Below are 26,987 nucleotides of genomic sequence, written 5' to 3' on the forward strand. Positions count from 1 at the left end.
TTTTAACAATCAGTTATTTATTTACTAAACAAATAACTGATTAAAGCTAAATTATTTTCCTGATGTATCACAGTTGTGACTTAATAACATAAGTTCACGAAGTGCAACTGAGAACTTAGCAAAGTCATGGCTTTGTGATGTTTTAAACTCAGCCAACATTTGTTTCCAACGCTGAAGTAATAAATCTTGGCTATCCATCCACTCATCTATTTGACTATCAACATCGCTCTCGTCACCTTCAAAGCTATTTAGCACCACTTCAGATAACGTACGTTGCTGCCAATCAAGCTCTTCACGGTAAGATGAACGAGCAAGTGCTTGCCAATGATTTGCTACTGGTTGCTTAGTTATTTGCTCTAAGAACCAATGCAGACCCATTCTCGCGCCTAGTTTAAAGTAAGTATTCGATACCATCGAAATACTCTTACCTGAATTATTAGCAACCTCAGCTAAATCCATCACAGAGAATAAGCTTGATAACGAAACAATACGCTTAGCTATATCTACAGGAACGCCGGCATCAATTAACTTATTAGCTTCAATTACAATACGGTCATTTTCTTTTTCAATCATGTATGTATTTAAATTATCGCTTAAATCTTTAAACGTTGGCGCAAAGAATTCAATTCCTTGTTCAATCGTTTGTGACTTATTACGATGACGTAAGAACCAACGCGTAGTACGGCGAACAGTACGACGAAGTTGGTAAAGCATTTCAGTTTGTACCGCTGCTGGTATTTTATTATCCAGTGCGCTGATAGAAGACCATGTATCACGCATTTCAAATATTTCGCTAGCAATTGAGTAACACATTGCAATTTCAGCTTCGTTGGCACCGGTTTCTTCATGCATGCGTACCATGAAGTTTAAACCCATATCGTTAACAATGCTGTTAGCAAGTTTAGTTGCAATAATTTCTTTACGAAGTGGATGGTTGTTCATCGCATCGTTAAACTTCTCACGTAGAGGACGTGGGAATGACTTCACAAGCAATTGGCGATAGTAAGGGTTTTCAGTAATTTCATCACTTACTAAAGACTCTTTTAATACCATTTTTGCGTAAGACACTAGCACTGAAAGCTCAGGGCGAGTTAAGTCTTTACCTGCGGCTGCACGTTCTGCCAATTCTTCATCACTTGGAATGAACTCAATAGCACGGTTTAACTTACCATCTTTTTCAAGTGCATGAATAAAGCGAATCTTTTCTTTAAGCGTTGAAGTACCTTTAGACTGCGTAATTGAAATAGTATGTGTTTGACGGTAACAGTCTTTTAATACTAATTCAGATACTTCATCTGTCATAGAATAAAGTAGCTCATCACGTTGTTTACGTGTTAAGTCGCCTTCAGCAACCAAGCCATTAAGTAAAATCTTAATGTTAACTTCGTTATCTGAACAGGCAACGCCCCCTACGTTATCAATAAAGTCAGTATTAACACGACCACCCTTAGCTGCAAATTCAACACGACCTAATTGAGTTGCACCTAAGTTACCGCCCTCACCAATTATTTTAGCGCCTAAATCTCTACCATTGATACGTAGTGCATCGTTTGCACGATCCCCTACATCTGCATCAGTTTCTTTAGAGTTTTTAATATATGTACCAATACCGCCATTCCACAGTAAATCGAACTCCATCATCAATGAAGCTTTCATTAACTCATTTGGGGTCATACTTGCTTTTTTAGTGCCCAACATTTTTTTCATTTCTGGGCTGAGCGTAATTGATTTAGCAGCACGAGAGAAAACACCACCACCGGCAGAAATTAACTCTTTATTGTAATCTTCCCACGATGAACGCGGCATATTAAATAAACGTTCGCGCTCTGGGTAAGAAGTAGCAGCATCTGGGTTCGGATCAACAAAAATGTGCATATGGTTAAAGGCAACTTGTAACCGAATATGCTTAGATAACAACATACCATTACCAAATACATCACCAGCCATATCGCCTATAGCTACCACTGTAAAGTCAGTCGTTTGACAATCGATATCCATTTCACGGAAATGTCGTTTAACTGACTCCCATGCGCCTTTAGCTGTAATACCCATTTTCTTATGATCGTAACCAACCGAGCCACCTGATGCGAATGCATCACCTAGCCAGAAATTGTATTCATTAGCTATACCGTTTGCGATATCAGAGAAAGTAGCGGTTCCTTTATCGGCTGCAACCACTAAGTAAGCATCATCTTCATCGTGGCGAACAACATCGCGAGCTGGGACTACTTCACCGCGCTCTATGTTATCTGTAATATCTAGAAGACCACGGATAAAGATTTTGTAACACTCTTGGCCTTCTTTTATAAACGCTTCGCGCTCACTAGGTAATTGTTTACATACAAAACCACCTTTAGAACCAACAGGTACAATTACTGTATTTTTAACTTGTTGAGCTTTAACTAAGCCAAGTACTTCAGTACGGAAATCTTCACGACGGTCAGACCAACGCAGACCACCACGCGCTACTTTACCGTAACGTAAATGCACACCTTCAACGCGCGGAGAGTATACAAAAATCTCAAACGCAGGAAGTGGAAGTGGTACATCAGGAATTAAGCTAGGCTGTATTTTAAACGAGACATAAGACTTAAACTGACCTGCTTCATCTTTTTGGAAATAGTTAGTTCGTAGCGTCGCAACAATCATATCTACGTATAAACGTATAATACGGTCATCATCAAGGTTTGCTACGTTTTCAAGTTCTAAGTAAATTTGCGTACTTAACTTTTCAAGTGTTTTAGCACTTGCTGGGCTCTTAACTGAGAACTTTTTAGCAAATAAATTAACAATTTGCGCTGCAATGTTTGGATAATTTGCAAATGTGCTTTCAATGTAACTTTGTGAGAACGTTACACCAATTTGACGCATGTACTTAGCGTAAGCACGTAAAATAGAGGCTTCGCGGCCAGTTAGGCCACCCATTAACACTAAACGGTTAAAACCATCATTTTCAAGGCGGTTGCCCCACACATTTGTTAATGCAGCGCGAAAACGTGCTGAAATTTTATCAAAGTCTGCCATCCCTTTGCTGTCAATAAGCATCGAGAAGTCCATGATCCAGTTAATACGACCATCGCTAGTTTTAACTGAATATGGTGTTTCACCAACAACGCGCAGACCAAAGTTTTCAAGCATTGGCATAACATCAGATAAGTGAATTGGCTCATCTTTATGGAATAAGCTTAATCGTACAATATTACTGTTTGCTTCTTCTTGAGGACGGTAGAACAGCATTTCTAGCTTGTTTTCATCGCTAAGTAGTTCTAACTTTTCAATATCAACAACCGCTGCACTTGGAAGCACTTCATCTTTGTATGAGCGTGCAAATGCATTACAGTATTTACGATTTAAATCGTTACCACGTGCTTCACCCGCAGACTCTAAAAGTGCAGATTGAAGTTTATCTTCCCACGTACGTGCAGCTTCTACTAAATTGTTTTCGATGTCTTTCACGTTATATTCGATCTTGTTGTCGGTCACACGAACGGTGTAATGAGTACGCGCCAGTGTTGACTCAGAGAAATAAGTAGTAAATTCGACTTTATCGTCAGAATTAAATGCATTAGCTAATATATCTTGCGTTTCACGACGAAGAGCCGTGTTATAGCGTTCGCGAGGCACATAAACCATGCAAGATAAAAAGCGACCATACGCATCTTTACGTACAAACAAGCGACACATATCGCGCTCTTGTACTTGTAAAACACCCATAGCAACTTCAAGTAGCTCACTTTCGCGCGCTTGAACTAGCTCGTCACGTGGGTAGGTTTCTAAAATATTTAAAACAGCTTTGTAAGCGTGTGTACCTTTAGCAAAATCACACATTTCCATAATGCGGTTAATTTTACTCTTTAAAACAGGCACATCAGTAGCACTGTTATTGTAAAAGCTTGATGAGAACAAACCAATAAAGCGGTCTTCACCAGTTACATTGCCTTCATCGTCAAAACGCTTAATACCTACGTAATCAATGTAGGCTGGACGGTGAACGCGAGAAACAGAGTTTGTTTTTGTCAAGATCAGTAGATTGCTGCTGCGTGCTTCTTGGCGAGCAACTTCTGGTAATTCTGATAATAATCGTGTGTGTTCTTCAGTAGAGTTTTTCATCAAGCCAAGGCTTGATTCCATTTTACCTTTTAATTGGTAATCTCCTTGAACTGGGCTTAGCTCATATTCACGGTAACCCATTAGGGTAAAGTTATCTTTCGCTAACCAATCTAAAAACTCAGTTGTTTCTGAAACTTCTTCTGTAGTTTTATTATGATGACGTTTAGGTAACTCTTTGGTTACTGCAATCAATTTTTTACGAATTGGCTGCCAATCATCAACAGCAACTGATACATCAACAAGAACCGACTCTAACTCTTTCTTGAAAGACTCAATCACAGAAGAATCTGTTTGACGGTCAATTTCAATAAAAAATACTGTTTTAGTAGATGAGGATTCTTGCTCTGCTTTTAAATTTGATAATCCAGAAATTTTAGCGTTTTCATCGCGCTTAATTTTTAATGGGCAGTGAAGTAATAAGTGAGAGGCGATATTTTCACGAGTCATGGCCATACGAACAGAATCAACTAAAAACGGCATGTCTTTAGTAATAATCTCTACGATTGTATGTGATGACTGCCAGCCATCTTTTGCCACTTCAGGGTTGAAAACGCGGATAACAGCGTCGTCGGTAGTATTTTTTTCTAGCGAGTTCCAAAGGCTTAATGCTGCGCCATATAGGTCACTATCGTTGCGGTTTGCCAAATCCTCTTTAGACATATTGCTGTACAAGGCTTTGGCGAATTTCTCAACGAGTAACACATTATCAGCGCGAACTTTTTTCTGGATCAGCTTACAGACATTATCTAGGATAACCGAGGCTTGGCCTTCATTTCGTGTCATTGTATGTTCCTTAATCTATTACTGCTCAGGAGCAGGAATTTGTACAGCTATTCATTAGCGTGGAGTCAATTAAATTCTAACCCTTTTACAGCTAATAAACAGCCTTTTCGATGAAAACATTTTAAGCATTTCAGCTATTTGGTCATCTATTCACAAATTGTAGATATAAATGGCCTTTACAGGCCATTTAGGAGCAAAATTATTCACATTATTTTTTCTGGTCAGTCCAGAGAAGGCTGCCAATAGCGGGTAATAACAACACTGCACCTAACATATTTACTAAAAACATGAAGGTTAACAGTATACCCATATCAACTTGGAATTTAAGATCTGAGAATATCCACGTACTCACACCAATCGCAAGTGTAATACCGGTAAATAGAACCGCACTTCCACGTTCAACAAGCGCATTTCGATAAGCAACACTTAATGGTACATTTTGCTTAAGCTGCCCCATCATCGACGACAGTATATAAATACCGTAATCGACCCCAATACCTACTCCTAGAGCAATAACTGGCAAAGTAGAAACGGTTAAGCCTATTTCTAATTGCACCATAAGTGCTTGTGCAAGTGTTGATACGATATAAAGCGGCAATACCACAGCAATCGTTGCTTTTACGCTTTTAAAGCTCATTAAACATAAGATGATAACGGCACCATAAACATAAAGCATCATTGGTATTTGCGCATCTGCAACTGACTCATTAGTCGCTGCCATTACGCCAACAGGTCCTGACGCTAGTTTAAATGCTAATTTATCAGTGCCCTCTTCTTGCGCAAATTGCTTAACACTCTTAATTACAGTATCTATAGTTTGTGCTTTATGATCATCTAAAAATATAATCACTGGCATAACTGAACAATCACCGTTAAGTAAACCTGTACTAGTTTCAACTCGAGACGTTGACTGCACTAAACTTGCTGAATTTCGTGGCAAGCTTTGCCATTTCAAATTGCCTTCGTTGTATCCTGCGTTAACCGATTGAGCTACAGAGCTCAAACTTACAGCAGACTGCACACCTGCTACATTCTCTACTTTGTATTGAAAACGGCTTATACGCTCCATCACATCATGCTCAGTACATGCTGCAGGATACGCTTCTACAATTACCTTTAAGATATCAGACGAGATAGTGTACTTGTCTGATATTAAAAACGTGTCTTGATTATAACGAGCATCTTGATGCAGTGATGGCGCGCCTGCATGTAAGTCACCTATACGCATTTTATCTGCTTGCCAGTAACCTAAAGCAAATAGAACAAGGGTAAAACCAATAATCATTTTAGCTACTTTAGGATCAGTCGCTTTAACAAGTAAGTCGCGGATTTTATCAAGCATGTTTGGTTTTGCTGCATCACCAGATTGAATATGTACACTGTTTTCAAAGTTCATGTACGAAGCCCAAACTGGCAATAAGATTAAATTAGTAAATATAATTACTGCTACACCTAAACTCGCTGTAATGGCAAGTTCACGTATAATACCAATATCGATGGTAAGTAATGTTAAGAAGCCTACGGTGTCTGAAAGCAGTGCAATACCGCCTGGCACTAATAAAGCCCTAAAACTTGACTGACAACAAATACGTGTTGTTTTACCTTCACCTACTTTTTTACCAATCGCATTTATCATCTGCACACCATGGCTTACACCAATAGCAAATACTAAAAACGGTACCAAAATAGACATAGGATCAAGGCCAAAACCTAAACTTGAAAGCAGGCCTAATTGCCAAATAACAGCAATAATGGAACATGCGATAGGCAAAATAGTCAGCTTTAAACTGCCACAAAATAGCCAGACCATAATAAAGGTAAAAGCGATAGCAATGGCAAAAAATACAACCACCCCTTTTGCACCTTCCGCTATATCACCAGCCATTTTTGCAAAGCCAATAATATGAATACTTACTTTGTCCGTACTTAAAGGCTCTCTTAAATCACTTTCTAGCTTTTGTGCAAAAGCTAATGTGTCTAATTTTTGTTGTGTTTGAGGATCAGTTTCTAAAAGTTGAGCAGTTACCATTGCACACGAATAATCGCTGGCAATCATACGTCCTACAACTTTTGCTTTTTCAATGTTTTCCTTTACTACACCTAAACCACGCTTATCTGCTTTAAAGTTAGCAGGAATAATTGGGCCACCGGCAAAGCCATCCTCCACTACTTCAACAAAACGAGCACTGGGTGAAAATATTGAGTTAACTAATGGACGATTTACGCCAGGAATGAAATAAAGCTGATCGTGAACCGCTTTTAATTGGGTAAAGAACTCTGGATTAAATATATCACCACTATCATCACACACTGAAATCAAAATACTGTTTGCACCACCAAACTGCTTTTCATGCTTGGTATACACTTTCATATAATCGTGGTTTAACGGGATATTTTTATTAAACGATGCATCTAATTGAATTTGAGTCGCTTTGAATACAAGTAAACAAGTTATAAGTGCAAAACTTATAAGCATAATTAAGCGATGTCTAAAAATCGCCTTTTCAATAAAATCGAGTAGTTTATGCATTAAGGGGTTAACTCCTTCACTTTAATGCCATCTTCTGTAGCCATAATCAGCCTGTTATCTAAAATTACACCATCAAGAATCGCTTTACCGTCAGCAAGCTGCTCATGGGTGAGTAACCCATCTTGAAGATGAAAAATAACGCCACTATTGGCAAGCATAAGCCATTGTTTGTTATTATAATTAATAATGTTGTTAATCGTCGCTGTTTTTACATTTTCGAAATGCTGCCACTGCTGTTCACCATTTTGCTTTGCAAAAACATTACCTCGAAGCCCTGCCACAATTTCTTGTGTGCTATCTGATGCAACAGCAAAGAATGAACCAGGATAAATTTCTTCTATCCTTTGCCAAGTTTGACCATCATCAATGCTTCTGGCCATCAAGCCCATCTCACCAACCAGCATTAAACCATTATCTGTTTTTTCGATTCGATTAAAGTGCGGTAAAATTGAAGCAGTTTCGGCTTCGTATCCTTCGGGATCATTTTCTTTTAAATCGTTCAAGTAATCACGATCATCACTAAATAATAGCGAATCTAAAAAGCGTTTTTGCCAATGTTTACCACCATCGGTGGTTTGATAAAACATACCATATGCGCCCACTGCAAAACCTTTTAAATCATCTTCAAATAGAATATCTAAACATGGTTTGTCTAATTTTGGTTGTGCTTGTTGTAGTTGCCAATTAACACCACCGTCAGTAGTATTTATTATTGTTGCATCGTGGCCACACGCCCATCCATTATTTTCATTACTAAAATCAACGGCAGTTAATAGCACTTGAGTTGGGACTAGCTCAGCTTGTTGCCATTTATCACCCGAGATACTTTTAATAACAGTACCGTGTTTACCTACTGCAATTAGACCATTGCCCGTGTTGGTTATGTCGGTGAGTAAGGTTTTAGCTGCATTTGTTGCACTGATCGCATTGTTAGGGGCTTCTTGTGCAACACTCGCACCGCTTATTATCAGGCTGGCATATATCAAATACTTCATAAATTTTAATCGCCTTGTACGAGAGAGTTGTTTGTCTTTTTACTGGGGAAAGCGTTGCGCGCTGTAAGACAAACGCGATGAGAAAGGAAAAGGCACTTAACAAATTGTTAAGTGCCTAGTTTAATACTATCTACCTGCGCGACGTAAAGCGCTTGAAGTAAATTCGTTATCGTTAAATGACTGTGAAAAATCGTACATTTTTTCTTGGTTATCTAAACCAATTGCTAAATAACGACGAGAATTCAAATCATGATAAACCTCAAGCGTACTCCACTGTGTAGGTACTTCGTAGTAGTTAAGGCCATAAGCCATTGCTACACGGTAAAGTTGGTCGCGGTTATCATAAATATCAGTAACCTGTACTTGCCAGCTATCTTCATCGATGTAAAACACACGTTTTTTATAGATATGACGTGTATCATCTTTTAAGTTAGCTTCAACAACCCAAACACGGTGTTTTTCGTAACGTGTATGCTCCGGATTAATATGGCCAGCCATTAAAATATCATCGTACTCTAGCTTATCACTATGAAGTTTATAGCTGTTATAAGGTATATATAACTCTTGCTTACCTTTTAGTGTCCAGTTGTAACGATTTGGCGAGCCATTAAACATATCAAAATCATCGGTAGTACGCAGGCTATCTGCAGCTGTGCCTGGTGCATCATATGCAACATTAGGTGCACGACGAACACGACGTTGTCCCGAGTTATAAGTCCAAGCTTGGCGCGGCGTTAATATTTGATCCATTGTTTCATGAACTAATAATGCAGTACCCGCTAAACGAGCTGGTTCTGTAACGCTTTGTTTAAACTTAAACAAAATATTTGAGTCTTGTAGCTCTGTTGGTGTTGCACTAGGGTCTGAGTATTTAACTAATAACTGCTCATCAAAGCCAACATAGTTATAAGAACCAGATGCAGTTGGTGCAGCTTGACCACCAAAACGCTCAATAGACTGGCCACGGTAACGCAATAAGTGATTCCAAATTGCCTCTAAACCCGTTTTAGGAATAGGGAAAGGAATACCAATCGCCGTATTTTTAATACCGTTACCGCCTTCAATTAACTCAGCAGTCGGTGCAAACTTTTTAGTCGCGTCATAAACAAACTGAGGGTAAGACGCAGAACGGCGTGTTTCATACACTGGCATTTTAAATGTATCTGGGTATGCTTCAAATAAGGCAATTTGACCCGGACTTAAATTGGCTTTGTACTTTTCAATATTACTTTTATCAATAGTGAAAAGCACTTTATCAGCTGTAAATGGGTCAAGGTGATGCATACCAGCTTCATAACCTGCTGGGGCAGAAGTAATGCCATTATTCCATGCTGGAATAGAGCCATCAGCATTAGCTGCTTTTTCTGCGCCCATTGGCGTTAAGTTTTGACCTAATTGGGCAACTTCATCAGCGTTTAATTTAGCTAAAGCTGCGCTGCTTGCAAACAAGCTACAAAAAGCTGTAGCGATGAGGGTAGGTTTTTTAATCATAATAATGTTACCCCTAAATAGAATATTTTAAGTTAAAAGAAACGTAATCGCGATCTGAGAAAGTATTTATATCGCCGCCGCCCCAAAACGAGTTATAGCTCACATCAAGTGACCACGCATTTTGGTAGTTAAAGTTCATGGTTGCACCTAAAGATTTACGGTCTTCAATAAATAAGAACATAGGATCTGGTGTATTACCATTTACGTCATGTGAAAATACAAAACGTGGAGAGAAGTTAATACCTTTGTAAAAGTTAAAATAATCACCTTTAGCAATTAAGCGGTAACCCCAAGAAGACGCAGTAGCAAATGATTTTTCTTCAGCGCCGTTTGATAAACCAAGTTGCAATGTTGAATAATCAGTAGTACCTGGGCCTGTAATTGTGCCACTACGGCCAGTACCGGATACATTTAAACGCGTTTCGTCATAGTCTGGCATGTTATGAATTTTCACAGCACCCACTTCACCAACAACAGCCCAACTATCAGCACCTAATGAAGGACCAAATAAGTGAGTAGCCGTAAATTGAATTTGCGATGTATCACGTTCAATATAGCCTTGAGCAACTTCACCCGCACCAACAGAACTAATATCATCGCCAAAACTCATTTGCGAAATACCTGCAAAATCAGGACGAAGACCTGCAAGAGCTAACTGCTCAGGCATAGCTGTATAAAGTAACTCTACATCATCAATTTGCAGTGGTTCATCTTGGCGAAACGCAAATTCACCTGCAAAGGCTGTTTCACCAATAGTCGTGTTAAAACTTAAACCATATAGTTTAATATCTTCAGGATAGTCATTTTCAGCTTTTGAGAAAGCGGCTAAATCAGCAACATTATCTGACGTGATTTCTGTTGTCATGATCATTGCTAAATCTTGAGCAATTGCTGCCTGTGAAAAGTTTGATACACGACCAGATATAAGTGGACGACGACTATGGTAATTCACGTGGTATAACGCAATTTCAGTATCATTAAATTCAGGTAAAAATATACCTAAACGTAAACCGTACTGTCCGCCATCTTCAGGTTCATTTTTACCATTATCTCCTTTACCTTTTAACGCAACCTTAGTTGGGTAAGCAAGATACATTTGAGCTAATAAAGCGCTTCCTTCAGCACTTGAAGGATCAATACCTCGAGCAGCTGCTGCTAATGCAAAATCAGATGTTAGGTTATTTAAACTATCCGTTAAAAAAGCAACATCAATATCAGGATTAGACGTAAAGCCTAATTGAACATTCTGCTGATAACCATTTTCTGCTGCAAAGTCATTAGTAGAAAAGTATGTACCTGCTGCTGGTAAACGTGTTTCTTGCCATTGATATTGGTAGAAACCTTCAAGCGTAATATTCTCAGTAATTCCGAGCGATGCCCAAAGCATACCGATTGGTATAAATGCTTCTTTTAGCTCAGCGCCAGGTGCTTTTAATCGATCTATATCAACTGGGTTTACGTTAATACCATGAGATATAAGCGTACTTTCACCCCAGTTAACTACTTGCTGGCCTAAACGGACAGATAAAGGGTTATTACCATCATTAAAATCAAAATCGGCCCATACAAACGCGTCTAATAAACGTATGTCGGCACAACTTTGTGCTTTCGTGTCTTTATCGTCACATGGATCAACACCCTGCCCTGATGTAGGATTTGAATATGCATGATTGCCATCCATCAACGCAAAGTCATAAAAATACATGAAGCGAGTGAACAAACCGTAGTTATCTTTATTTATTGAAAGGTCGTGTGTGCCCTTCAATAGTTTTGAGAAGGAGTCACCACTATCAAAATTTAAATTACCCGCATCACCGTTATTTGAATAAGACCCAGGTTGAGCCCATACATCTTGAGATGAGTAAATAGTGTTGTTTAGCGCTGGGTTGTATCCTGTCCAATCAAATGCTGGATTATTACTTTTACCAATTAGGTTAAAGTCTCTGTCTTCTACGCGAACACTTTGCCCATATGAAAAGGTTGAATCGAAGGTAATATCAAAACCTCCAGCTTCAAATGTTACAGCTTGTGTACTTGCTGCAGATAAACCTAAACTAGCGGCTGCTAAACCTATAGCGATTCTATTTTTAACAAAAAGCGATCTTCTTATCATTTTGGTTCCCCCCTGTCGCGGGTCATTTTGTGTGATCAAGTTATTGTTTTTAGTGTAATCATAACGATAGAAGCGAATCAGTGAAATTACAAATACTCGCTCTAATCTGTTATATACTTTTTATTCTGGTTGACGCTTACGTATTAGTAAGACGTCGTACCAGATAATTTATACACGTAATTTAACAATAGGACAAATTGAAATTAACAAAAATACAATATTTTTATGTATATATAACATAAAAATCGAGTGTCAGGCCACTCGCTCTAGGCGGATGAACTTGTTTTCGGGGGTTAATAAGAGTCTAAAACGGCCACGTACACCTAAGCTTGAAATGAAGGGCCTCAAATGCGTAGCAGCAAAACGAATCGTTTTACCGCCATCCTCTACAACTTGTAAAGAGCTAAAACGGCCATGGTAGTAATCCATGCACTCGTTATAGCTCAATCTTAGGGTAAAATAATACTCAATCATTTATGCGAGTGCTTTCTCAACCTTTTCATACAAGTCAGTGCTTAGCCCATCTAGATTGGCTAAGCGTTTTAATTGCAGTTTCATTGCTTGTGAGCGAACATCATCGTAACGCTTCCACGACATAAACGGTGTTAGCATACGAGATGCATTTTGTGGATTAATTGCATTAAGTTTTATTAATAAATCACCTAATAACGCATAGCCTTGAGCATCTGCTCGATGAAATTGTGCTGTATTAAAGTGGCTAAAACTTCCTACAAGTGCACGTACACGGTTAGGATTTGAAAAATCAAAACACGGGTGTTCGTAAAGTGCCTTAATATCATCTATAGCAGTACTGCCTGATTGCATAGCTTGCAGTGCAAACCACTTATCCATGACTAAAACATCATGACGCCACTGACTATCAAAATGACTCAAAAGCTCATTTCTAACAGGGTGTGAAGCTTTTACCACAGCGCTTAGGGCACCAAGTACATTAGTCATATTAGTCGAGCTTGCAGCTTCTTTAATAAAGGTTACAGCTTCTGGACTTTGTGTTTTAGCAAGGTAGTGCAGACATATTTGCTTTAAAGCACGATTCGCAACAGCGCTTGCACTTATACTGCCATCATCTTCAAGAGATTCGTAACAACTAAGCAGCTCATCAGCAAGTTCATCAGCAATTTGTTGCTCAAACTTTTCTGTTATTTCAATAATGTCATCTACAGGTATTACATCAAATTCAGCAGCTAACGTGTCAAAACTCGGCAATTTAAACAGCTCTGCAATTAAAGCTAAATCGCCCTCTTTGGTGTTTATAAGTACACGTAGCGCATTTATAATTTCGCTGCTTAATACGCTATTCGTTGCATCGGTGATTTGAGATTTAATCGCCTTAATGAATAGCTGCTGTTGTGCATCCCAACGTGAAAAATCACTGCGCGCAAAACGCATAATATGCAATAGTTCTGGCTCTGTTGTTTGCTGGTTTAAAATACAAGGAGCAGAAAAGTCTTCGAGTAAAACCGCAACAGGCTTTTCTAAAATATTATCAAAGCTAAATGTTTGAGTCGCATTAGTTACATCGAGTACATGATCTAGCTTTTTACCTTTATATTGCAGAGCAATACTTTGTCCATTGGCATCAAGTAGTTCAATAGCAAAAGGTATATGAAGCTTTTTATTCTCTGGCTGATTAGCTGGCGCTGTTTGCTCGATTGTCAAAGTGTATGTATTTGAGCTGCTATCAAATTCTTGAATTGCATTTAAACGCGGTGTACCTGATTGGCTGTACCATTGTTTAAATTGCTCTAAATCAACACCTGATGCATCGCTCATCGCACTTACAAAGTCATCACATGTAACTGCTTGCCCATCGTGGCGCTCAAAGTAAAGCGTCATCCCTTTTTGAAAGTTAGTTTCACCCAGTAATGTGTGCATCATACGGATAACTTCAGCACCTTTATCGTATACAGTTACTGTATAAAAGTTATTCATTTCAATAACTTTCTCAGGGCGAATTGGGTGAGCCATAGGGCCTGCATCTTCGCTAAACTGATGCGTACGCATAACTTTGACCGCATCAATTCGGTTAAGTGCACGAGAGCCTAAATCACTACTGAACTCTTGGTCTCTAAATACAGTTAACCCTTCTTTTAGCGATAACTGAAACCAATCTCTACAAGTAACTCGGTTACCTGTCCAGTTATGAAAGTACTCATGCCCTACAATGGATTCAATCGTATGGTAGTCTTTATCTGTGGCTGTTTCTTGATTAGCTAATACGCATTTACTATTAAAAACGTTTAGCCCTTTATTTTCCATCGCGCCCATGTTGAAAAAATCGACGGCTACAATCATATAAATATCAAGGTCATACTCTAAATTAAAGCGTTCTTCATCCCACTGCATTGCCTTTTTGAGTGAGGCAATAGCATGGGGTGTTTTAGATAAATTACCTTTATCAACAAACAATGCTAATTCTACATCTCTGCCGCTTTTAGTCGTGTACGTATCTTTTAAAACATCAAAATCGCCCGCTACAAGTGCAAATAAATAGCTCGGCTTTTTAAATGGGTCTTGCCATTTCACAAAATGACGACCATCTTGTGTTTCACCACTGTCTACTTGATTACCATTAGAAAGAAGTTGTAGATACTTTTTATCGGCAATAATAGTTACATCAAACGTGGCAAGTACATCAGGGCGATCCATGTAATAGGTGATCTTTCTAAAACCCTGCGCTTCACACTGTGTACAATACGCACCGCCAGATAAATACAAACCCTCTAAAGAAGTATTCGTCTCAGGCGATATCTCGGTCACAATACTTAATTGGCAACTATCCGGTAGGTTATTAATTATTAGCTGCTCGCCAATAATTTCATAATCAGTTATATCAACCGTATCAATAGATAAAGACAGTAAGCGTAAATCAATACCATCAAGCACTAAAGGTGCTTTTTTATCACCAACACGCGTAAGCGTTAGCAAAGAGCTTACTTTGGTTGATAATGGCTGTAAGTCAAAGGTTAGCTCTGTGTGGTCAATTAAAAAATCAGGAGCTTTATAGTCTTTAAGATATTGTGCTTGAGGTTTACTTGATTCAGTCATAGATACTCCAAAACAGCTCCTTTTAAGTTAAAAGGAGCTGTTTAAAATTAGGCGGATTGATTTGGCTTAATACGTAAAATTTTAATGCCCAAGTAGGCATAAACCACCGCTAAAACAGGGTTAATTAAGTTAAAGAAAGCGTAGAGTGCATAATCAAAAGGATTTATTAGTAAAACGCTTTGCATATATGCGCCACACGTGTTCCATGGAATTAGTGGGCTGGTAATTGTACCGCCATCTTCCAATGTACGAGATAAGTTAACAGGCTTCAAACCACGTTTTTCATATTCATCTTTAAACATACGACCAGGTACAACAATTGCAATATATTGATCGGCCGCTATCACGTTAGTACCGATACACGTTGCTATTGTTGCCGCAATTAACGATCCCGTACTTTTAGCTATTTTAAGTATGCTTTTAACAAAAATATCCAAAAGGCCTGTTTTTTCCATAATGGCACCAAACATCAGTGCAGTCATAATAAGCCATGTGGTTGTAAGCATTCCGGACATACCGCCACCACTGAGTAGGGAGTCCATTTTGTCATCGCCTGTACTTATGCTAAAACCATCAAAAAACGTCGTCCAAACAAGCTTAAAATAGCCAACTAGCTGCCCTTGAGAAACATCAATTTGGCTAGCAATTAAATCAGATTGAAACAACATGGCCCAAACAGCGCCCACAACAGCACCGATAGAGATAGCAGGAAAGGCTGGCATTTTTTTAATCGCTAAAACTAAAAGTACAATTAGCGGGATTAGCATTTCAAAACCAATATTAAAGTTTTGCTGTAAAATAGCCGTTATTTCATCAATGCGCCCCGCTTCGCTTGAAGCAGTTGCGTTAAAGCCCATGAATATAAATATAATCAGTGCAATTACAAAACTTGGTACTGTCGTCCACAGCATATGTTGAATATGCTCAAATAAATCAGCGCCTACAACTGCTGGCGCTAAATTGGTTGTTTCAGACAGTGGGCTTAACTTATCACCAAAGTACGCGCCAGATATAACAGCGCCTGCTGTAACTGTTTGTTCAAGTCCAAGACCCGTTGCAACGCCTAATAAAGCAACACCTATCGTAGCGGCAGTAGTCCAAGAACTACCTATACTCATAGCTACAATGCCACAAATTAAACAACTCGCTGCATAAAACCAACTTGGGTTTATAACTTGCAAGCCATAATAAATTAAAGTTGGTACAGTTCCAGAAAGTAGCCAAGTGCCAATTAACGCACCTACCATAAGTAAAATTAGGATAGCGCCAAGTGAAAGCGTTATACCTTCAATCATGGCTTGTTCTAATTTTTTCCATGTATAACCGTTTTTAAGCCCGATTAAAGCCGCTGCAAAAGTAGCAAATAAAAGTGCAATTTGGTTAGGGCCTGATGAAGAGTTATCACCAAATAAGTAAACTGCAGCACCAAGTAAACAAATTAATACAGAGATAGGAATTAATGCATCAAAAAACGAGGCGGGCTTGATTGGTTTGTCATCCAATAGCTTCAAAGTAGAGACTCCTACACACACTTACTGTGTGTTTAATTATTATTTTTAGCACGTAAAGCGCATTAATTGAGCGTCATTAATCTAGCTCAACTTTATGTAATCAAGGATTATAACAATTTAGTAAATTTTAGGTAGTAAAAAAGGCGCTAAAGCGCCTTTTTTATAGAGGTAAAACCAGTTGTTACTTCTTAGCTATACGACCATAATTAATATAATCTTGAGTAATTAATGCAGCTTCTTCCAAAAATGGGTCAAGCTCTTCAATTACTTCAGGTAAATCGTCTAAGTTTTCTACCGGATCTTTACCTAAACGCTTAAGACGTTCGTTAGTACGTACAAGTGCACGTGCTTCACCTTCATCTTTTTCTTTAATACGCGTAGCTTCAACTAAAGAGATAGTTTTACGGTCTTTCTCTTCGTTGTATAAGGTAATGTCATTAAATACATAACCAAATTCTGGTTCTGATTTAATTCGTACTTCGTGTTGTTTCTCAAGGTACGTAATAATAGGTGTTAGATTACCTAGTTTTTTGTATTTCGCTTTAACAATGCTGTCCCAAGGAAGTGCATTATCTTGCTTACTTTCGCCCCACTCTGCAGGATCGATTGCTGATGGAAACGAAATGTCAGGGATCACACCTTTATGTTGCGTACTACCACCGTTAATACGATAAAACTTAGCAATTGTATACTGCACGCTACCCAGCGCATTATCGTATAAATCGTAAGCGCGGCCTAAGCCTTTGTGCTGCTGCACAGTACCCTTACCAAAAGTTTGTTCGCCAATAATAACCGCACGACCGTAATCTTGCATAGCTGCTGCAAATATTTCAGAAGCAGAGGCACTGTAACGATCAACTAAAACAGTTAAAGGACCATCATAATAAGTTATACCATCGCGGTCTTTTTGCTCTTCAATACGGTTATTTAAGGTATGAATTTGAACAACTGGACCTTGGTCAAAAAACAAACCAGACAGTTGTGTTGCTTCATATAAAGAACCACCACCATTTTGGCGTAAGTCGATAATAATACCATCAACTTTTTCTTCTTTAAGCTTAGCCAGTTCAACTTTTACATCTTTCGAAAGATTATTGTAAAAGCCTGGAATTTCAATCACGCCAACTTTACTTGTTAAATCAGAGTATTTGGCTTCAAATACTTCTGATTTAGCCGCTCTATCTTCAAGTCGAATTTTATCACGCGTGATTTCAACAACTTTAGGTGCGCCGTGAGCGTCAACACCTTTTAAATACTGTAGACGTACTTTAGTCCCTTTAGGACCTTTAATTAAATCAACTACGTCATCTAAACGCCAGCCAATTACGTCTACAAATTCTTCGCCATCTTGGGCAACACCAATAATGCGATCATCAGCTTTAATTTGATCTGTTTTATCTGCAGGGCCTCCCGGCACTAAGCTGCGAATAACAGTGTAGTCTTCATCAGGGCTTAGTACGGCACCAATGCCCTCAAGCTCTAAATCCATATCCATTTTAAATTGCTCTGCACGACGTGGCGATAAATAAGACGTATGCGCCTCAATACTACGTGCTAGCGAATTCATAACAATTTGAAAAGCATCTTCTGAATTAGATTGTACTAAACGTTTTTCAGCATTTTTATAGCGTTTGGTCAGCACTTCTTTAATGCCTTCCCAATCTTTACCCGTCATTTTTAAACGCAGTGCGTCGTACTTTACACGCTCACGCCAAATTTCATCAAGCTCAGCTTGTGACACAGGCCATGCTGAATCTTCACGGTCAAAAAAGTATTCATCTTCTTTATCAAACGTCATTTCTTTTTCAAGTAAAGTAAGTGAATACTCGTAACGTTCAAAACGGCGTTTAAGACTTAAGTTAAAAATATCAAACGTAAAGTCTAATTTACCGGTAGTAATAGCGTTATCAAAGTCATCACGATATTGCTCAAAAGAAGCAATATCGCTGGCTAAGAAAACGCTTTTATTAAAATCAAGGGATTCGATATAACGATCGTACACTTTACTAGAAAGCTCATCGTTAAATCGAACCGGTGTATAGTGTGAACGAGCAAATAAGCTGGCCACTCGTTTGCTAGCAGTACCATGTTGACTCTCTTGCTTAAGCTGGGGTAAATCGTCAATTGTAACGGCTTCTACAGCAGCAAATAATGAACCTGAAAACAGGGCAGCAACTAACGGAATGAGCGTAAACTTTTTACTCATACACAACTCCTTAATTTATTTACAACTTAAACGATGTATAAGCTGTCAGCTTTGGTTTTAACTTGCATACCTGTCACTAATTCAACATGAACGTCATCTTTGTTCACTTCAGTGATTACTGCATTTACAAGTGCTTGGCCAAGTTTAACCTTAACCTTATTATTAACCTTGACCTCAGTTGCTGGTAAAGGTTCAATTTTTCCTGAACGTTTAACTGGCGCTGCTTTAGCAGGTTTGTTAGCTGCAGGTGCGTTTTTATCGCCTGCTTTGCTAGCATGAGCTGGTTTTTTCTTGAAAGATTTAGAATCAGAATCTTGGCGAGGACGCTGTTGTTTTTTGCGTTTTGCCATTTTAGCGCGGCTTTCTTCCAATGCTTTTTGTGCATGGTCGATATGCTCTTGCTCAACTTTTTCACCTTGATTACCATCAAGATCAATACGAAACTCTGACTTTGTCACAGCTTCTAAATAACGCCAATTAGACGTGTATTTTCTAAGCGCTTGACGAACTTGAGTCTTACTTACTTTTTCAGACCCTTCAATACGCTCAGCAATATCTTTAAAAATACCTACTTTAAGCGGCTTGATGCCATCTTTTTGTTTAAAACATTGTGGGAATTCTTGATATAAAAATTCCAACACTTCATTAATATCTTTTAGCTTGTTTGTGGTTTCCATTTTAGAACCTATTTTTCACATCTTTTCATCAAGGGACGAATCGACGTAGTGTGTTACCCAGTCGACCAACTCTTCGAAATCGGCTTCTATTACAGCCATATCACCCCGAAGGTGTTCCCAAATACCATTAATTGTTTCATCAATAAATTCACATTCTGAATCATCTGGAAGACGATCCCATGCAATATGAATTAAATCATTGAGCGTTTCCGCTACATGCTCTTCTTCGCCTTCCCAGTCGCCAACATCTTGCACAGCAAATAGGTAGTCTTGAACATTTAGCAAATCTTTCATTACAGGCTCGCCTCTAAGCATTTCACTAATGCTTCAAGGCCAGCTTTATCATCAGCATCAAATCGGCCAATACTTGGACTATCAATGTCTAGTACTGCGAATACTTTACCATGTTTCATGATAGGTACAACCACTTCAGAGTTAGACGCTGCATCGCAGGCTATATGCCCGTCAAAAGCGTGAACATCTTCAATTAATTGTGTTTCAGCGGTTGCCGCAGCTGTTCCACATACCCCTTTCCCAACGGGAATACGGATGCATGCAGGATTACCTTGAAACGGACCAAGTACTAATTCAGTAGGAGAATCCATAAAGTAAAAGCCCGCCCAATTTACATCTTCTAAAGAGGTAAATAACAGCGCGCTTATGTTTGCCAAATTGGCAATTACATTAGATTCACCAGCTATCAGCGATTCAGTTTGCTTAACTAATGACTGGTAAAAATCGTGCTTTTGCATACCAAACTACTTCTTATTAAACATACAGTAGCTAAAGGTACTCTTTGTCGTGAAAAATTGGAACCTTTTGGAGGTAAAAAAAAGGAAATCGCACCGTTTATCAGCGTGCTTGGTTAATAATGCTGCGATTATTTTTTTACCGATTTGCGAAGACCAAATAAAAACAGTCCGGCTGCAAATGCTGACATAACACTATTAATCAAAAATATCTCGCCAGTTGAGGCACTTAATAAGTAACTAAATATAGCGCCACCTAACAAACCAAGCGTTAATACACCTGAATAATTAACTTTAGAATACTTAAACATTAGTAAATACCCTGGCACAACAAAGGCCGCCATTGTTAAGCCTACAATATGTGCATTTGAGATAGCAGTCATCAACAGTTGAAAAAATACGGATAAGAAATCACCCTGTAGCGTTAGTGCATAATACAATCCTAACAAGCTGCCAATAATTACCGGGGACAATAATGAAAGCGCGACGCTTTTTGCGAGTTGATGTTTCATCTAATAATCCTTAATACAGAGTATAAATTTTAATGTATTAAGCATGCACCAAGATCTAAAGCTTAGAAATAGAGACTATGGTCGTAACTTATGATGATAAAACATACAATATATAAGCTAGGTAATTTAATAAAGACAAGCACTAGACTTTTTTGTTAATGGATCGAGAGGTCGGGATTTGAACCCACACTCTCGAATTAAATAGTTGAATTAAACGACTTACTACAAGAATACTTATTTAATAACGTAAACAAACCAATCAAAGACCTCATTTAAAGATAATATTGTTATTCAACATTACAACCATAATGAGTTTGCAAATTTTGTTCTTGTTCTAGATTAAAAGGCACTGAGGGGTCAAAAGTGGGGGCATCTTTCACTTGCTGCTGCGTCATATCAACATAAATTTTAGAAGTAGGCCAACTCACCTCTTTAATCCATTTGGGAGCAATCAAAACCAGATGACCCAACCACCAATTACTGGTGTTAATAATCAAATAACGAATTTCCCAGGTGTCGGTATCTATCAACATACCTTGTAAGTGACCTAGATCACCGTCTATGACATCAAGTTTGTAACCCGTTACTGCATTACTACTGCGTAGATGATGATCATTATCTTGAGATAATGCAGCATCAACATCTGCGAAATTATCTGGTGCATCTAAGTTATCAGGCTTTGGTGCGACACTATAATTACCAGGTGACATCATATTAGGGCCGGGATCACCTCCCAAAATATCAGTGTTATCCCAATAATGTGAGTAACCATAATATCGCATGTATTCTAGCTCATACTGCCTAGAAACTGGCTTTTCGCTATCCATATCAGGGCAATTTTTAACTTGTTTTCTTGAAATTGCAACAGTGAGCGTCTGTGGTTTCTGATTCAACTTTTTAATTGATATAGGTGAAAGTAATATTTTTTTGCTCAATAGCCAAGTGCCAGTTTCAACCACCAAATATCTGATCACCCAGTGTTTATCATCAAAATAAAAATCTTTGGTAAGCCCAATATCTCCATCCGATGCATCAATGGCTAAATTTTTTAAATCATTCAGAGTATGTAACATGACGTATTTGCTCCAAGTTAAAGATGGCAAACAATAAATCATTGTTTTGTTAATAGAGTTTATATTTAAAAGCTTGCAGCAATATTCTCATTCAATCTGTTCGTTATCGCACCGAAGTAGCATGAATACAAGGCTAATCTAGATTTATCTATACATTTTAAGGTGAATTGAATATGGCTAAAATAGAAAGACTAGAGTTAGCAGCCCATCGCAACGATATTATTGAAGACGTCAGTAATTTGATTGAGAAATATCGCACTATTTTTGGCTGGGATGTGCCCGATATCGATGAAAAATTGGCAAAAAATTTAATTGTGAATGAAGTTCGCCAAGCGCTTGATAATATCAACAATGAATAAGTTACAACGACCTACCAAGCTAGCTAAAAGTTCGAATGCAAACAGATGAAATCTCTGCAATCGCTTATTTGCTGTTTGCTTATTGGATCTGAGAGCTAAGATAATTTGAAAAAGAGTCTGCTCTGAATACTACTGCTTATGTGTTTGAATTTTGCTTGCTCTGATATTTTGCGCCCCACCACTGACCTGAGAAATACTATAATGCCCAGACCAATAAAGCCCAAAACACTTTACCACTCAACATTTAAACTTATTTTTAAGCTCCCGCTTATTGCGATACTAACACTATGCGGGCCGTCCGCTTTTGCAGGCGATGGACCATGGCCGTCGTTTACAGCGACAACACTCAATGGCGAAAAAGTAGACAGTAACAAACTGATAGGTCAACCAACACTGCTCATACTTACGCCGACTCGTAATGCCGCAAAATCTACTCGGGAGTGGGTTAACACATTACGTTCAAAAATCGATCATGATAAATATCGGATTCGGGACGTCCTAGCTGTCAATTTACCATTCTTTATGTCGGAAGAGGATGCGATTGGTCGGGCAAAAGAAAAAGTACCGCAACGCTACCACGATCAAACTTGGATTCTGAACTCACAGGTCATGGAAGAAGCGTTAGGTGTGCCCTCAGATAGTGATGAAGCAGTCATTGTTGTTTTGGATAAGAACGGTGATCTGATATCGCAGGTTCATGGTAAAGTTACAACAATCCGAATGAATGAGATCACCAATGCCTTGCAGAGCCTCGCAAGTAGCTAACAACTCCACTACTGACCATTAACGTATCAAATAAAATCGTTCAGTAGTTTAGCGCGTGATTTAATTCGTTGAATTGCTTAAATACTTATGCAAATTGGTATAACATTTCAATTAAACGATATGTTCTCTTTTGAGTTTTAGAATGAATCTCAAGCATGAGCAAGTGCAGTACTTTTTTTGAACACAAAAAAGCCCGCTAAATTAGCGGGCTATTTTGTTATATGGTGGAGAGATAGGGATTTGAACCCTAGATGGGCTATAAACCCATGCCGGTTTTCAAGACCGGTGCATTCGACCACTCTGCCATCTCTCCGATACTGCTAAGTTAAAAGTAAGAGTGTACTAATAACTATTTAAATGAATGATACTTTAATTACCACACACTTATTAAATAAGTGGTGGAGAGATAGGGATTTGAACCCTAGATGGGCTATAAACCCATGCCGGTTTTCAAGACCGGTGCATTCGACCACTCTGCCATCTCTCCGCACGGCCTGCATAATAGGGAAACCCATCCCTTTTGTGAAGCTTTTTTTTAAATTAATTGTTTAAGTGCTTAAAAAACAATTAATTTGTCTAAAGTTAGAACAAAGTGTTTTTAATTTAGCCGTCAATACTCTTTTATTTAAATATTTAACTCTATTGATCTACAAAGGTTTGCCCAAACATATAAGAGTTGGTAATCTAATTTTAGTTAAATTATCGAAACACACACGTTTCACTTAAAGGAGCTCTACAATGGCGTTTAATCAATCGTACAATACCGCGAAACCGGTAATGTCTACCATTGAAACAAACAAGGTACTTAAAAACACCTACTTTTTACTAGCTATGACACTTGCTTTCAGTGCTGTCACAGCCGGTATTTCAATGGCACTACAATTACCTTACTTTATGGGAATTGTGTTTACACTTGTTTCGTTCGGTTTATTATTTGTTGTAAATAAAAAAGCAGATACAGCATCTGGTGTATTTTGGGTGTTTGCTTTCACAGGTTTAATGGGGGCAGGATTAGGTCCATTGCTTAACCATTATGCTGCAATGCCTAATGGCCCAATGCTTATTATGCAAGCGTTAGGTTCTACGGCGCTTATCTTTTTTGGTTTATCTGCTTACGCACTGAATACTAAAAAAGACTTCTCATTCATGGGTGGCTTTTTAACGGTTGGCTTAATCGTTGTGATTGTAGCTAGCATTGTTAATATTTTTGTTGGCAGTTCACTTATGTTTATGGTGCTTAATGCGGCTGTTGTATTGATCATGTCTGGTTTGATTTTATTCGATACAAGCCGAATCATTAATGGCGGCGAAACCAACTACATTCGCGCAACAGTGTCTTTATACCTAAGCGTATATAACTTATTTACGTCTTTACTTGCTCTACTTGGCGCAAGTGATGACTAATTAAATAGTTCTGTTAAAATAGCCCCTTAATTGGGGCTTTTTTATTGGAATTGTTTTGTCACGTTTTGTTCTTTCATTACATACACCACCATCCGATCACGATACAACGCAAAGGTTAGTTAAGTTTGCGAATGCATGTTTAGCCCAAGGGCACACCATTGATGCTATTTTTTTATACCAGCAAGGTATTTATCATGCATCTACTCACTTTGATTTATCCTCAGACGAACTTCAAATTTCAGCACTTTGGCAGCAACTCGCCGATCGAAAACTAAATTTAATGCTGTGTGTTACCGCCGCTGAAAAACGCGGGTTAGATATTAAAAACACAGGTGTATTTGCAGTCGCAGGGCTAGCTGAATTTGCAATGCTTGCAAGCGACGCTGATAAATGGGTGCAATTTAAATGATAAACGTATTAGTAATGAGTCAGTGCAGTCCATTTGACGATTTAAATATTCGTGATGCACTTGATATGACATTGATATTTGCTGCCGTTGACCAAAATGTGAGTTGGTTGTTTAGCGGCCCCGCCGTCTTGGCTTTAAAAAAGCATCAACAACCAAACAATATTGGATTAAAAGATTTTTTTAAAAATATTAAAACACTCGAAATTTATGATGTTGAAAACATTTTCGTGTGTGAGAAATCATTGCTTGATTATGGTTTAAATAAACATGATCTACTCATAGAGGCAAAAGCTCTTAACTTTAGCCAACAACAAACATTAATTAAAGCGCAGCAACATGTGGTGAATTTATGAGTACATTACATATTTTTTCTAAGCCGCTTAACTATTATTCGGCAAATCAGCTAGAGAACTTAATTTTATCAGACGATAACGTGCTACTTGTTGGTGATGCCTGCTTTGCAAAAAAACAATTTAGGCAATTTGCAGATACACTGTTAATACTTGAACAAGACGCGCAAGTACGTGCAATAAAATTAACAGATAACGATAAAGCCATTAGCTATGAAGACTTTGTAGCACTCACTTTATCAACTAATCAATCAATTACGTGGTAACTCATGCTTGAATTTAACAACCAACAGATTGAAACCGACAAACAAGGCTACTTGCTTGACCATACTTTGTGGTCAAAGGAGCTTGCACCTGTAATTGCTATCCAAGAAAACATTACCCTTAGCGTTCAACACTGGGAAGTAATTAACTTTGTTCGTGATTTTTATATTGAATATAACACCAGTCCAGCAATTCGGATGCTTGTAAAAGCAATGGCTAAAGCACTCGGTGAAGACAAAGGAAACAGCCTTTATTTATATAAATTATTCCCTAAAGGCCCTGCTAAGCAAGCAACAAAAATCGCCGGATTACCAAAACCAGCTAGGTGCATATAATGAGATCTAAATCAGGCAATAATCAAGTAACTGAATCCAAGCCAAAAAGAAGTACAGGCCGTACTTATTCACGCAGTGCACTTAACAAAACGCCATCTGGTAAAAGAGAAATAAAGCCGCAAATAGCATCTAAAGACAGAAAAATTGTGTTATTCAACAAGCCGTTTGACGTGCTATGCCAATTTACGGATGACGCAGACAGAAAAACTCTCGCTGAATTTATACCTATTAAAGAAGTTTACGCAGCAGGAAGATTAGACAGAGACAGTGAAGGTTTATTACTTTTAACAAACTGTGGAAAATTGCAAAACACCCTAACGGCACCTGATAAAAAAACGAATAAAACCTACTGGGCACAAGTTGAGGGTGAACCAACGAGTGAATCAATTAATGATTTATGCAATGGCGTAGAACTTAAAGACGGGCTTACACTCCCCGCTAACGTTAAAATAATTGATGAACCTACAATTTGGACGCGTAATCCGCCTGTACGCGAGCGAAAAGCAATCCCTACCACTTGGCTAAGTATTACAATTAATGAAGGTAAAAACAGACAGGTTCGTCGAATGACCGCGCATATTGGCCACCCTACACTTCGCCTTATTCGCTACAGTATTGGCAACTATACGTTGGATGATATTAATTGTGGTGAATACAAAGTAATTAAGGGTGTAGTTGATGCATAAACCGCATGTAACAGTTGCGGCAATAGTAAAAAAGCAAAATGAGTTTTTACTTGTAAAAGAGCGCGATAAATTTACACAGCAGGTTTGTTACAATCAACCTGCGGGTCATTTAGAGCAAAACGAAACTCTTGCACAAGCTGCAAGCAGAGAACTACTTGAAGAAACAGGCTTAGCGCTTGAGCCAGTCGGCTTTTTAGGTGTGTATAATTTGCATGCCGAAAATGGAGTGCACTATTTACGATTCTGCTTCTTTTTCGAAGCGCCTGATAATATAAAAGCGCCAACGCCAATAGATACCGACATTATCAGCGCTAACTGGTACACATTAGAGCAAATAAAATCACTACCGCTTAGAAGCCCTTTAGTCCTTAAATGTATTGAAGATAGCTTAAACAAGATACCTTTGAGTTTAGATACAATTTACAACGATTAATTTAAGCACCCATAGGTGCTTCAAAGTATCGTTTTTAATTAAATAAACAGATAAATTAATTTATACAATACTTCGTAAGTCTAGTTTGCTATTTGTTATATAAATAAAATACTGACTAATTCCCCTCTTTGCGCCCTTAGTCTCTTTAAGCACAAACAAAATA

23 protein-coding genes and 2 tRNA genes are annotated in these 26,987 nt (G+C 38.3%); 9 read left to right on the top strand and 16 right to left on the bottom strand.

Features of this window, described 5'->3' with window-relative positions; translation table 11 throughout:
- Positions 1–51: 51 nt before the first annotated feature.
- From I6F44_RS10980 to I6F44_RS11045, 14 genes are all read right to left on the bottom strand, one after another.
- Positions 52–4,893 (bottom strand): NAD-glutamate dehydrogenase, encoded by a 4,842-nt coding sequence (locus I6F44_RS10980; protein WP_197173769.1) that lies wholly within the window; start codon positions 4,891–4,893, stop codon positions 52–54.
- A gap of 208 nt (positions 4,894–5,101) precedes the next feature.
- Entirely contained in the window at positions 5,102–7,423 is a 2,322-nt protein-coding gene (locus tag I6F44_RS10985) for an efflux RND transporter permease subunit (protein WP_197173770.1), read from the bottom strand.
- Positions 7,423–8,418 carry a WD40/YVTN/BNR-like repeat-containing protein gene (locus I6F44_RS10990; protein ID WP_121954896.1) on the bottom strand — a complete coding sequence of 332 codons (996 nt, stop codon included), beginning with the start codon at positions 8,416–8,418 and terminating at the stop codon, positions 7,423–7,425. The genes I6F44_RS10985 and I6F44_RS10990 overlap by 1 nt, the downstream gene beginning before the upstream one ends.
- A 126-nt stretch (positions 8,419–8,544) precedes the next feature.
- Positions 8,545–9,909: a DUF1329 domain-containing protein gene (locus I6F44_RS10995; RefSeq protein ID WP_121954895.1), complete on the bottom strand. Its 1,365-nt coding sequence runs from the start codon at positions 9,907–9,909 to the stop codon at positions 8,545–8,547.
- 13 nt (positions 9,910–9,922) lie between these two features.
- Positions 9,923–12,022, bottom strand: coding sequence for a DUF1302 domain-containing protein (locus I6F44_RS11000; RefSeq protein WP_121954894.1), 2,100 nt, complete (start codon positions 12,020–12,022; stop codon positions 9,923–9,925).
- Positions 12,023–12,274: 252 nt separating this feature from the next.
- Positions 12,275–12,496, bottom strand: coding sequence for a DUF2835 family protein (locus tag I6F44_RS11005; RefSeq protein ID WP_010552655.1), 222 nt, complete (start codon positions 12,494–12,496; stop codon positions 12,275–12,277).
- The gene (pepN, locus tag I6F44_RS11010) at positions 12,497–15,091 is read right to left on the bottom strand and encodes an aminopeptidase N (protein ID WP_121954893.1); all 2,595 of its coding nucleotides are present in this window, start codon (positions 15,089–15,091) and stop codon (positions 12,497–12,499) included.
- Positions 15,092–15,138: 47 nt separating this feature from the next.
- A complete protein-coding gene (gene nhaC / locus I6F44_RS11015; RefSeq protein ID WP_180961408.1) occupies positions 15,139–16,602 on the bottom strand; it encodes a Na+/H+ antiporter NhaC in 1,464 nt (487 codons plus the stop codon).
- Between the two features lie 181 nt (positions 16,603–16,783).
- A complete protein-coding gene (prc, locus tag I6F44_RS11020) occupies positions 16,784–18,808 on the bottom strand; it encodes a carboxy terminal-processing peptidase (RefSeq protein WP_007586913.1) in 2,025 nt (674 codons plus the stop codon).
- Between the two features lie 26 nt (positions 18,809–18,834).
- Complete coding sequence (proQ, locus tag I6F44_RS11025; protein ID WP_007586916.1) at positions 18,835–19,485, bottom strand: RNA chaperone ProQ; 651 nt, start codon at positions 19,483–19,485, stop codon at positions 18,835–18,837.
- 15 nt (positions 19,486–19,500) lie between these two features.
- Complete coding sequence (locus tag I6F44_RS11030) at positions 19,501–19,779, bottom strand: hypothetical protein (RefSeq protein WP_002961910.1); 279 nt, start codon at positions 19,777–19,779, stop codon at positions 19,501–19,503.
- On the bottom strand, positions 19,779–20,237 hold the full coding sequence (locus tag I6F44_RS11035; protein WP_007586917.1) for a GAF domain-containing protein: 459 nt from the start codon (positions 20,235–20,237) through the stop codon (positions 19,779–19,781). The genes I6F44_RS11030 and I6F44_RS11035 overlap by 1 nt, the downstream gene beginning before the upstream one ends.
- Before the next feature lie 128 nt (positions 20,238–20,365).
- A complete protein-coding gene (locus I6F44_RS11040; RefSeq protein WP_007586920.1) occupies positions 20,366–20,746 on the bottom strand; it encodes a hypothetical protein in 381 nt (126 codons plus the stop codon).
- A 287-nt stretch (positions 20,747–21,033) separates the two neighbouring features.
- Positions 21,034–21,819, bottom strand: coding sequence for a PRC-barrel domain containing protein (locus I6F44_RS11045; RefSeq protein ID WP_197173771.1), 786 nt, complete (start codon positions 21,817–21,819; stop codon positions 21,034–21,036).
- Positions 21,820–21,992: 173 nt separating this feature from the next.
- Between I6F44_RS11045 and I6F44_RS11050 the strand changes: the two genes are divergently transcribed.
- Together I6F44_RS11050 and I6F44_RS11055 are read left to right on the top strand one after the other, a co-directional pair.
- Complete coding sequence (locus I6F44_RS11050) at positions 21,993–22,178, top strand: hypothetical protein (protein ID WP_121955430.1); 186 nt, start codon at positions 21,993–21,995, stop codon at positions 22,176–22,178.
- 201 nt (positions 22,179–22,379) lie between these two features.
- Positions 22,380–22,943, top strand: a complete 564-nt coding sequence (locus I6F44_RS11055; RefSeq protein ID WP_231612826.1) for a hypothetical protein — start codon at positions 22,380–22,382, stop codon at positions 22,941–22,943.
- Between the two features lie 222 nt (positions 22,944–23,165).
- Here the strand turns inward: I6F44_RS11055 and I6F44_RS11060 are convergent.
- Positions 23,166–23,256, bottom strand: a tRNA-Ser gene (locus tag I6F44_RS11060).
- Positions 23,257–23,339: 83 nt separating this feature from the next.
- Positions 23,340–23,430, bottom strand: a tRNA-Ser gene (locus I6F44_RS11065).
- Between the two features lie 251 nt (positions 23,431–23,681).
- Between I6F44_RS11065 and I6F44_RS11070 the strand changes: the two genes are divergently transcribed.
- From I6F44_RS11070 to I6F44_RS11100, 7 genes are read left to right on the top strand one after another with little or no spacing between them, the layout of a single operon-like run.
- On the top strand, positions 23,682–24,347 hold the full coding sequence (locus tag I6F44_RS11070; protein WP_007580214.1) for a Bax inhibitor-1/YccA family protein: 666 nt from the start codon (positions 23,682–23,684) through the stop codon (positions 24,345–24,347).
- 55 nt (positions 24,348–24,402) lie between these two features.
- Positions 24,403–24,756 (top strand): sulfurtransferase complex subunit TusD, encoded by a 354-nt coding sequence (tusD, locus tag I6F44_RS11075; RefSeq protein ID WP_121955429.1) that lies wholly within the window; start codon positions 24,403–24,405, stop codon positions 24,754–24,756.
- A complete protein-coding gene (gene tusC / locus I6F44_RS11080) occupies positions 24,753–25,109 on the top strand; it encodes a sulfurtransferase complex subunit TusC (protein ID WP_002962696.1) in 357 nt (118 codons plus the stop codon). Before tusD ends, tusC begins: the two co-directional genes overlap by 4 nt.
- Entirely contained in the window at positions 25,106–25,372 is a 267-nt protein-coding gene (locus I6F44_RS11085) for a DsrH/TusB family sulfur metabolism protein (protein ID WP_007580209.1), read from the top strand. The genes tusC and I6F44_RS11085 overlap by 4 nt, the downstream gene beginning before the upstream one ends.
- A gap of 3 nt (positions 25,373–25,375) precedes the next feature.
- A complete protein-coding gene (locus I6F44_RS11090; RefSeq protein ID WP_007580207.1) occupies positions 25,376–25,705 on the top strand; it encodes a TusE/DsrC/DsvC family sulfur relay protein in 330 nt (109 codons plus the stop codon).
- Positions 25,705–26,391, top strand: a complete 687-nt coding sequence (locus tag I6F44_RS11095; protein WP_007580204.1) for a pseudouridine synthase — start codon at positions 25,705–25,707, stop codon at positions 26,389–26,391. The genes I6F44_RS11090 and I6F44_RS11095 overlap by 1 nt, the downstream gene beginning before the upstream one ends.
- Positions 26,384–26,824 (top strand): NUDIX hydrolase, encoded by a 441-nt coding sequence (locus tag I6F44_RS11100; protein ID WP_121955592.1) that lies wholly within the window; start codon positions 26,384–26,386, stop codon positions 26,822–26,824. The genes I6F44_RS11095 and I6F44_RS11100 overlap by 8 nt, the downstream gene beginning before the upstream one ends.
- Positions 26,825–26,987: the final 163 nt, after the last annotated feature.

It is taken from the genome of Pseudoalteromonas sp. NZS11_1 (assembly GCF_015864275.1).
GTDB lineage: Bacteria > Pseudomonadota > Gammaproteobacteria > Enterobacterales > Alteromonadaceae > Pseudoalteromonas > Pseudoalteromonas arctica.